This window comes from Desulfovibrio sp. DV (genome assembly GCF_001936595.1).
Taxonomy (GTDB): domain Bacteria; phylum Desulfobacterota; class Desulfovibrionia; order Desulfovibrionales; family Desulfovibrionaceae; genus Solidesulfovibrio.
On sequence record NZ_MLBG01000053.1, the window covers coordinates 21,596 to 30,047 of the forward strand.

The window sequence follows — 8,452 nt, forward strand, 5'->3', positions numbered from 1 at the left end:
CGCCATGGACCAGATGGATGACGAAATCCTTGCCATGTTCATCGAGGACACCCGGGACCACCTCGCCAATATCGAAACGGCCCTCATGGATATGGACCGGCACGGGGCCGACATCGACGAGGAACTCGTCAACACCGTCTTTCGGGCCGCCCACTCCATCAAGGGCGGAGCCGGTTTTTTAAACCTCAACAACACCCGCGACCTGGCCCATCGCCTGGAAAGCCTCCTGCACATGATCCGAAGCCGCGAGATCATCCCGGAAACCCGGGTCATAAACCAGCTCCTGGCCGGCTTCGACCGCCTGCTCGCCCTGGTCGAGGCCGGACCGGCCAGCGACGCCGAAGACATCAGCGAACTGTTGGCCAGCCTGTCCGGCATCACCACCGAACACCTGTCCACCGAGCAACGCGCCCAGGCCGTGTCCGTCATACCCGTCGCCCTGCCCGGCGGAGAGGTCATTTTCGAACTCGACGCCCTGACCCTGCGCCAGGGGGCAAGCGGCGGCAAGAATCTCTATCTCGTCGAATACGACCTCATCCACGATGTCCAGGCCCGGGGCAAGACGCCGCTCGACGTCATCAACACCATGGAATCAAGCGGCCTTATCGTCGACTGCCGCATGGAACTGGCAGCCGTTGGCGACCTCGACGCCCCGCCGGTCAACCGCATTCCCTTTTACGTGCTCTACGCCTCCATCGTCGAACCCGACATCATCGGCTACCTCTTTGCCCTGGACGTCAGCCGCATCCACCCGGTCCCCCTGGTCGGGGAGCCGGCCGAAGAGCCTGCGGCCGCCGCCCCCCAGGCTTCGGTCGCCGCGTCCCAGACGTTCGGCCCCTGGCAGCTGGCCCTGGACCTGGACCAGGCCGCCCTGCGCCTTGATTCCGGACAGGCCCCGGACGCAGGTGCGGCCCGCGAGGCCCTGCTGGCCGCCCTGTCCCACGGGCTGCCCACCACCATCGACTGGGGCACGCTTCAGGCCTGCGATCTGGCCATGCTCCAGGTGCTGGTCGCTGCCGCCCGGACCTATGCCGGCCGGGGACTGGCCCTGACCCATGTCGCCTGTTCCCCCATCCTGGCCAATACCGCCGAGCGGGCCGGGATCACTCCCGAGGCCCTGGCCGCAGCCGGATTGCCCGGCCACCTGTTTGCCGCCTGCCCAGGCGTTCCCGGAGGGACGGATGGCATTTGACGCCGAGACCCACGCACTGTTCCAGGAAGAAGTTTCCGAGAATCTGGCCGAACTCGACGGGGCGCTGCTCGAACTGGAAAAAAACCCCGGCGACAAAGATCTGGTCAACCGGGTATTCCGGGCCGTGCACACCCTCAAAGGGGCCTGCGACATGTTCGGCATAAGCCAGGTGGTGTCCCTGGCCCACAACCTGGAATCCCTGTTTGACCATGTCCGGGGCGGCTGGCGCCGGGTGAGCAAGGAACTCCTTGACGCGGCCTTTGCCGCCAAGGACCGCTTCGCCGCCATGCTGGCCGAGGGGGCCGATCCGGCAGCGCTCGAGGACGAGCAACTCCTGGCCCGGCTCAAGGAACTGCTGCGCACGCCGGATACGCCGGAAGAGACGACCACCTCCGGGCCGGCCGCCCAGGCCACCCCGGACCAGGGCAGCGCCTCCCCCGCCGACCACCGGGCGGCCCCGCAGGCCGCCCCCCTGCCCCGGGCCTGCTGGAACATCACCTTTTCGCCGTCCGATCCCGGCCACCTCTCCCGCAGCGACCCCCTGGCCCTTCTGGACGAACTGCGCGGCCTGGGCCAGACCACAGTGACCTGCGACCTGGGCGCGGTGCCTGATCTGGCCGAACTCGACCCGACCGACTGCCGGCTGCGCTTTCAGGTCTGCCTGACGGCCGAGGCCGCGACGGTCCCGGACGCCAACGCCCTGCGCGACGTCTTTTTATTCCTGGAAAACCAGAATGATGTGGCCATCACCCCGGCCGCCGGCGACAGCCCGGCCGCCGCGCCGGCCAAAGCCGCCGAGGTCCGGAAAAACGTCCCGGCCCCGGCGCAATCGGCCGCCCCGGCCAGGCCCGTGCCGCCCGCCGTCGCCCCGCCCCCGGCCAAAGCCGCTGCCCCGGCCGCCAAAACCGCCCCTCCGGCCGGCGAGGCCAGACCGGCGGCCGCCAAAAAGGAAGCCATGCAGAGCCTGCGGGTGGATGCCGGCAAGCTCGACGATCTGGTCAACCTCGTCGGCGAACTGGTCATCGCCCAGGCCCGGCTCACCCAGCTGGCCTCCAGTCTGGCCCAACCGGCCCTGACCAGTGTGGCCGAGGAAATCGAACGGCTCTCCAACGAGCTGCGCGACAACACGCTTGGCATCCGGATGCTGCCCATCGGCACCACCTTCAGCCGGTTTCGCCGGCTGGTGCGCGATCTGTCCTCGGAAATGCAGAAATCCATCGAGCTGGTCACCGAGGGCGGGGAAACGGAGCTGGACAAGACCGTCATCGAGCAGCTCAACGATCCGCTGGTCCATCTGCTTCGCAACAGCATCGACCACGGCATCGAATCTCCGGCCGAGCGGCTGGCCGCCGGCAAAGCCGAGGCCGGCACCATCACCATCTCGGCCGAACACGCCGGCGGCGAGGTGGTGATCAACATCATCGACGACGGCAAGGGGATGTCGGCCGAGCGCATCCGGGCCAAGGCCGTGGAAAAGGGCCTGCTCCCGCCCGAGACCCGCTTGACCGAGAGCGAATGTTTCAACCTGATCTTCCTGCCCGGCTTTTCCACGGCGGAAAAGGTCACCAACATCTCGGGCCGGGGTGTGGGCATGGATGTGGTCAAACGCTCCATGGACGCCCTTCGCGGCAAGATCGACGTGCAAAGCGAACCGGGCAAGGGCACGCGCATCACCATCAAGCTGCCGCTGACCCTGGCCATCATCGACGGGCTCCAGATCAAGGCCGGCGAGGACCAGTACATCATCCCGCTGTCGCTGGTGGAGGAATGCGTGGAGCTGCCGCGCGACCGGGCCGAGGCCTCGGGCCGGGGCCGCACCATCCAGCTGCGCGGCGAGATCGTGCCGTTTATCCGGCTGCGCGAGGCCTTTGAACTCGACGGCCAGCCGCCGGCCATCGAACAGATCGTGGTCACCCGCTTCGAGGGCGAACGGGCCGGCATTGCCGTGGACCAGGTGCTTGGCCAGCAGCAGACCGTCATCAAGAGCCTTGGCAACTACATCGGCTCGGTGTCGGGCATCTCCGGAGCCACCATCAACGGCGACGGCACCATGTCGCTTATTCTCGACGTGCCGACCCTGGTGGCCTCGGTCAAGCGGGTGGCGGCCTAAGGCCGGATCGGGACGGAACGCCGGGGTTGGCGGGGGCCTGGGACATTTCCCTCCACACATTGACCCGTTGCCCCGTGGCCGCTACACTCGCACAAATTCGTGGGATGAGGACCCTTGCCGCATGAAAGACCCCTACACGCTGTTTGCCGACTTCGTGGCGCGCCAAAAGCTCAAGATGACGCCCCAGCGGCGGCAGATCCTTGACGTCTTTCTGGCCGAAGAAGGCCATGTCACCTCTGAAGAACTCTACCAGAAGGTCAAAGCCGAGTTCCCGTCCATCGGACAGGCCACGGTCTATCGCACCCTCAAGCTCCTGGCCGATTCCGGGCTGGCCAAGGCTGTGGAATTCGGCGACGGGGCCATGCGCTACGAGATCCTCTACGGCCAGAGCCACCACGACCACCTCATCTGCGAAGCCTGCGGCGTCAACGTCGAGGTGGTGGACCCGGCCATCGAGCAACTCCAGGAAGACGTGGCCCGCCGCCACGGCTTCGCCCTGACCGGACATAAGCTCTATCTCTACGGCCTGTGCCCGGAGTGCCGCAAAAAGCGCTCCCCGGCCTAGGCCCGCCCGGTCCCGGCGGCCGTCCTCCGGGCCCGCCCCCTGCCAACCGACGCTCCGGGCCCGGCTGTTGGCGCGCTGCCTCTGCCTGCCACCGGACTTCCGTCCATCCCCGGATGGGCGCTGCCCGGAGTCTCCCCCCTGCCGGCCGCCAGCCTGCCTGGCGGCCACTGCCCCGACGGCCGGCCTCATTCCGGCTTTCCGGGCGTTGCCAGGCCATCGGCCGAAGCCTCCCTGCCGCCAGCGCGTTTTTCTCCGGACCCGGCCGCCCAGCCGCCGGGCCGCGTGGCGCACTCGGCAAAAACCCGGGTCGGACAGCAGGCGCAGCGTTCCGGATCAAGCCGGGCCACGATGCCGGCGATGGCCGATTCCTTGTCGGGAAAGACGTTTTGCGCCCCGATCCGGGCCAGACAGCCGCCCCGCTCCAGCAACTCCAGCACCTCCCTTTTGAGCGAACAGAAAAAAATCTCCCGCCCCGACAGCTTCATGGCCCCGGCCTCGTGAAAAAGCATGTGGCAGCCGCCGGCATCGATGAAATTGATGCCCGACCCGAGAATCAGGATGTGGCACTGCTCGGGGCTGGCCGCCACGATGCGGTGCAGTTCCTCGGCAATGTGGTTGACCGCCCCGAAAAAAATCGAGCCGTCCAGGCGCAGGATTTTGAGCTGCGGGCACTCGGCCAGGGGCTTTCGCCGCACATTGGCCAGGGAGCGCCGGGCCGTGTCCGGATTGGGGGCCAGGGTGATGAAATGCGGATGGCTGGTGCGGCGCAAATAGAGCAGAAGCGACAGCATCACCCCGGCATAGATGGCAAATTCCAGGGCCACGAAAAGCGTGGCCAGAAAGGTCGCCCCCAGCACCCCGGCTTCCGAGCGGTCGGTGCGCAGGATATGGCGGATGGCCTTGCCGTTGACCAGCCCGGCCGCCACCAGCACGATGACCCCGGCCATGGCCGGGATGGGCAGATAGGCCGTGGCCGGGGCAATGAGCAGCACCACCGCGGCCAGGAACAGGGCCGAAAAGACCGCGGCCAAAGGTGTCTTGGCCCCGGCGTCGAAATTGACCCCGGTGCGGGTGAACGACCCGGACGAGGCATAGCCCGACAAAAAGCCGCCGACCAGATTGGCCAGCCCCTGGCCGATGAATTCCTGGCTGTTGTCAATGGCCTGCTCCGAGCGCACGGCCACGGCCCGGGCAATGGACACGGCCTCGGCCAGCCCGAGCATGGCCACGGCCAGGGCGCCCGGAAAAAGCACCCGGAAGGTGTCGAGATCAAATTCCGGCAGGGACAACGGCGGCAGGCTGGCCGGCAAGGCCCCGACCAGCCTGGCCCCATGCCCGGCCCCGTCCACCAGCTGGCAGACCAGACTGCCGCCAATGAGCGCCAGGAGCAGGGCCGGGGAGCGCGGCCACAACCGGCGAAAGAGCAGCGCCAGGGCCAACGTGGCCCCGGCAATAAGGGCGACAGTCCCGTTTATGGCCGGGAGTTGCCCCAAAAAGGCGGCCCAGGTTTCCAGAAACGAGCCGCCGCGCGGCAGGGTGACCCCGAAGAAATGTCCGAGCTGGCTGGTGGCGATGAGAATGGCCGCGCCGGCCGTAAAGCCCGTCACCACCGAGTGGGACACGAAATTGACCACCCCGCCCAGACGCGCCAGCCCCAGGCCGAACTGCACCAGCCCGCACAGGGCGGTCAGGGCCAGGACGAGGCGGATATAGTCCGCCGACCCCGGCGGGGCGAGCTGGCTGACGTTGGCGTAGACGACCAGTGATATGGCCGTGGTCGGGCCGGAGATGAGATGCCAGGAGGAGCCGAACAGGGCGGCCACGATGACCGGAGCCATGGCCGCATAGAGGCCGTACTGGGGCGGCAGCCCGGCAATGGCGGCAAAGGCCACGCCCTGGGGCAGGACGATGACCGCGCCGGTCAGCCCGGCCCACAGGTCGGCGGTCACGGTGCGGCGGTTGACTCTCGGCCACCAGCCAAGAAACGGCAGGAACCGGGGCAGGACCTTTCCGATCCTCTCCCGGGACGTCGGACGACGGGGCAGTTCGCAATGTTCCATGGCAGTCTCCGGGGCAGGGCGTATGCTCGCAACAATACCCGGGAAGCGGGCGGGGTCAAGGCGCGGACCCGGCGGCCGACACACAATCGCCGCTGGCCCTGGAGGCGATTTCCGCCTATGCCGAATACAGTCGGGAAATTCCCGCGCCCGCTCGCACCCTGAACCGCCCAACTGGAGGAACGCCATGCCGGACGCCGTGCTGGTCAGCGATTTCGACGGCACCATGACCGCCGAAGACTTCTATTCCCTGGCCGTCAGACGGCTGCTCGCACCCGACGACCTGGGGCCCTGGAAGGAATACCTGGCCGGGCGGATGACCCATTTCGCCGCTCTTCGGGCCATTTTTTCCCGCATCCGCGCCCCGCTTGGCGAGGTCCTGGCCGTGGTCGCCGACATGGGCCTCGATCCCGGGCTGGCTGACGCCGTGGCCCGCCTTCGCGCCGTCGGCTGGGAGATCGTGGTGGCCTCGGCCGGCTGCGACTGGTACATCCGCCGGCTCCTGGACGAAGCCGGGGTGGACCTGCCCGTCTACGCCAATCCCGGCCAATACCTGCCGGGCGGGCCGCTGGTCATGGACGCGCCTGCCCCCTCGCCCTTTTCCTGCCCGCAGACCGGCGTGGACAAGGCGGCCGTGGTCCGCGACGCCAAGGCCCGGGCCGGGCAGGTGGCCTTTGCCGGCGACGGCCTTGCCGACCTGCCGGCCTCGCTGCTCGTCCCGGTCAACCGGCGCTTTGCCCGGGGCGATCTGGCCGGGGTGCTGACGGAACGCGGCGAGGGCTTTCGCCCCTTCGCCTCCTGGTCGGCCGTGGCCGACACGCTGGTGGCCGAGGGAAACCCGTCATGAAACTGATTTCCGTGCCCGCGCTGGTGCGCATCAAGCCCGGAGCGCTGGGGCGGCTTGGCCTCTATCTGCGGCGGGGGGGCCAACGGCGCACCCTGGTCCTCACCAGCCAGGGCCTGCCGCCGGCCGTGACGGCCACGCTTTTGGCCGGCTTCGAAGCCGAGGGCATCGAAGCCGAAGCCCTGCGCGAAGTGGCGGACAACCGCTTCGAGGACGCGGCCGCCGCCTTCACCACCCTGCCGGGCAAGCTGCAGGCCGTAGTCGGCGTCGGCGGCGGCAAGGCCCTGGACATGGCCAAATACCTGGCTTTCCTGGCCCGGCTGCCCTACTTCGCCGTGCCGACCTCCCTGTCCAACGACGGCTTTTGCAGCCCGCAATCGAGCCTGACCATGGCCGGCGCGCGCCGTTCCCTGGCCGCCGCCCTGCCCCTGGGCGTGGTCATCGACACCGACGTGTGCCTTTCGGCCCCGCGCCTTCTGTGGCTGTCGGGCGTGGGCGACCTGGCCTCCAAGCTGACGGCCGTCTTTGACTGGAAGCTGGCCTTCCACCACCGGCAGGAACCCGTCGACGATCTGGCGGCGCTCCTCTCCGACGCCACCGTGCACCAGTTCATGGACAACCCGAGCTTCGATGCCAAGGGCATGGAACTCCTTGGCACAGCGCTCATGCTCAACGGCATCGCCATGGAAATCTGCGGCTCGTCGCGGCCGGCCAGCGGATCGGAGCATCTCATTTCCCACGCCCTGGACGCGTCCTCGGCCCGGCCCCGGCTCCACGGCCTGCAGGTCGGTGTGGCCAGCTACATCGTAAGCCGCCTCCAAGGCGGCGTACAAACCGCGAATCTGGCCGGGCTTTTCGAGGCAACGGGCTTTTTTGCAGCCGTGCGGGCCGATCCGTTCTCCCGTGAGGAGTGGCTGGCCGCGGTGCAGTACGCCCCGTCCATCAAGGACGACTATTTCACGGTGCTCTCGCTTCGCGACTGCCTGGGCGAGGTGCGGGCCATCATCGACAACGATCCCAGGCTGGCCGGCTGCTTCACGCAGTAAGCACCCCCGTCACCCTTGCCACGACGGGAAAAGCGTCTTATAGTTTCATTCCATTCCTCCACGGACGGAGCCGGTCCCTGATTGATACGGGACCGAGAGGGCAGGCACGCTCGTGTCCCCGCCGCGAGGCGCTTTTGCGCCCGGAGCCCGTCCATGGCCGCCATTGCCGCCACCTCCCCCATCGGAGCCTACCAGCGCGAGGCGTCTCGTCTGGCGTCTGCCGTGCCCCGCGTCGGCGGCAAGATCGTCAACCGCGAGGCCGGGTTCAACGTCGGCCCTTTTTCCGTGCGCTACACTGCCACGGACTACGAATTCGACCTCACCGGGGCAACAGCCCAGACCTCGTTCGCCGACACCCTGGACGCCGCCGCTACCGTGGCCAAACTGGCTGAGATGCCGGCCCTGGAAGAGTCGCCGCCGCCAAACGCCCTAACCCGCCGCCAGGCCCTGGCCGGCTACACCGCCGCGGCCACACTCCGCACAGCCACGCCGTCCATGCTCTCGGTACGGGCTTGAATTGTTGAGAGAAAAGAAAAAGGAAAAAAGGAAAAAAAAGATGCCTCCGGCGGCCGGGGGGATGATCCCCGGTACAAACCGGGTACATAGGTAACAAGTTGACTGGGTACATGGGTAACACT

General features: G+C 67.8%; 7 protein-coding genes. 6 read left to right on the forward strand and 1 reads right to left on the reverse strand.

All coding sequences use genetic code 11. From position 1 onward, the window contains the following. Nucleotides 1-4: 4 nt before the first annotated feature. The 3 genes from DVDV_RS12655 to DVDV_RS12665 all read left to right on the forward strand — a co-directional run bounded on the left by DVDV_RS12655 (nt 5) and on the right by DVDV_RS12665 (nt 3,867). A complete protein-coding gene (locus DVDV_RS12655; RefSeq protein WP_075355014.1) occupies nt 5-1,192 on the forward strand; it encodes an Hpt domain-containing protein in 1,188 nt (395 codons plus the stop codon). After that, complete coding sequence (locus DVDV_RS12660; RefSeq protein ID WP_075355015.1) at nt 1,182-3,302, forward strand: chemotaxis protein CheA; 2,121 nt, start codon at nt 1,182-1,184, stop codon at nt 3,300-3,302. Before DVDV_RS12655 ends, DVDV_RS12660 begins: the two co-directional genes overlap by 11 nt. A 121-nt stretch (nt 3,303-3,423) precedes the next feature. Further along, nucleotides 3,424-3,867: a Fur family transcriptional regulator gene (locus DVDV_RS12665; protein ID WP_075355016.1), complete on the forward strand. Its 444-nt coding sequence runs from the start codon at nt 3,424-3,426 to the stop codon at nt 3,865-3,867. Nucleotides 3,868-4,052: 185 nt separating this feature from the next. On the opposite strand, the gene DVDV_RS12670 is transcribed toward DVDV_RS12665, so the two are convergent. After that, a complete protein-coding gene (locus tag DVDV_RS12670) occupies nt 4,053-5,927 on the reverse strand; it encodes a SulP family inorganic anion transporter (RefSeq protein WP_083634772.1) in 1,875 nt (624 codons plus the stop codon). Between the two features lie 184 nt (nt 5,928-6,111). Between DVDV_RS12670 and DVDV_RS12675 the strand changes: the two genes are divergently transcribed. The 3 genes from DVDV_RS12675 (at nt 6,112) to DVDV_RS12685 (ending at nt 8,330) form a co-directional block, all read left to right on the forward strand. Beyond that, nucleotides 6,112-6,771 carry an HAD-IB family phosphatase gene (locus DVDV_RS12675; RefSeq protein WP_075355017.1) on the forward strand — a complete coding sequence of 220 codons (660 nt, stop codon included), beginning with the start codon at nt 6,112-6,114 and terminating at the stop codon, nt 6,769-6,771. Further along, complete coding sequence (locus DVDV_RS12680) at nt 6,768-7,814, forward strand: iron-containing alcohol dehydrogenase family protein (RefSeq protein ID WP_075355018.1); 1,047 nt, start codon at nt 6,768-6,770, stop codon at nt 7,812-7,814. Before DVDV_RS12675 ends, DVDV_RS12680 begins: the two co-directional genes overlap by 4 nt. A gap of 153 nt (nt 7,815-7,967) precedes the next feature. Then, on the forward strand, nt 7,968-8,330 hold the full coding sequence (locus DVDV_RS12685) for a hypothetical protein (protein WP_075355019.1): 363 nt from the start codon (nt 7,968-7,970) through the stop codon (nt 8,328-8,330). Nucleotides 8,331-8,452 lie beyond the last annotated feature (122 nt).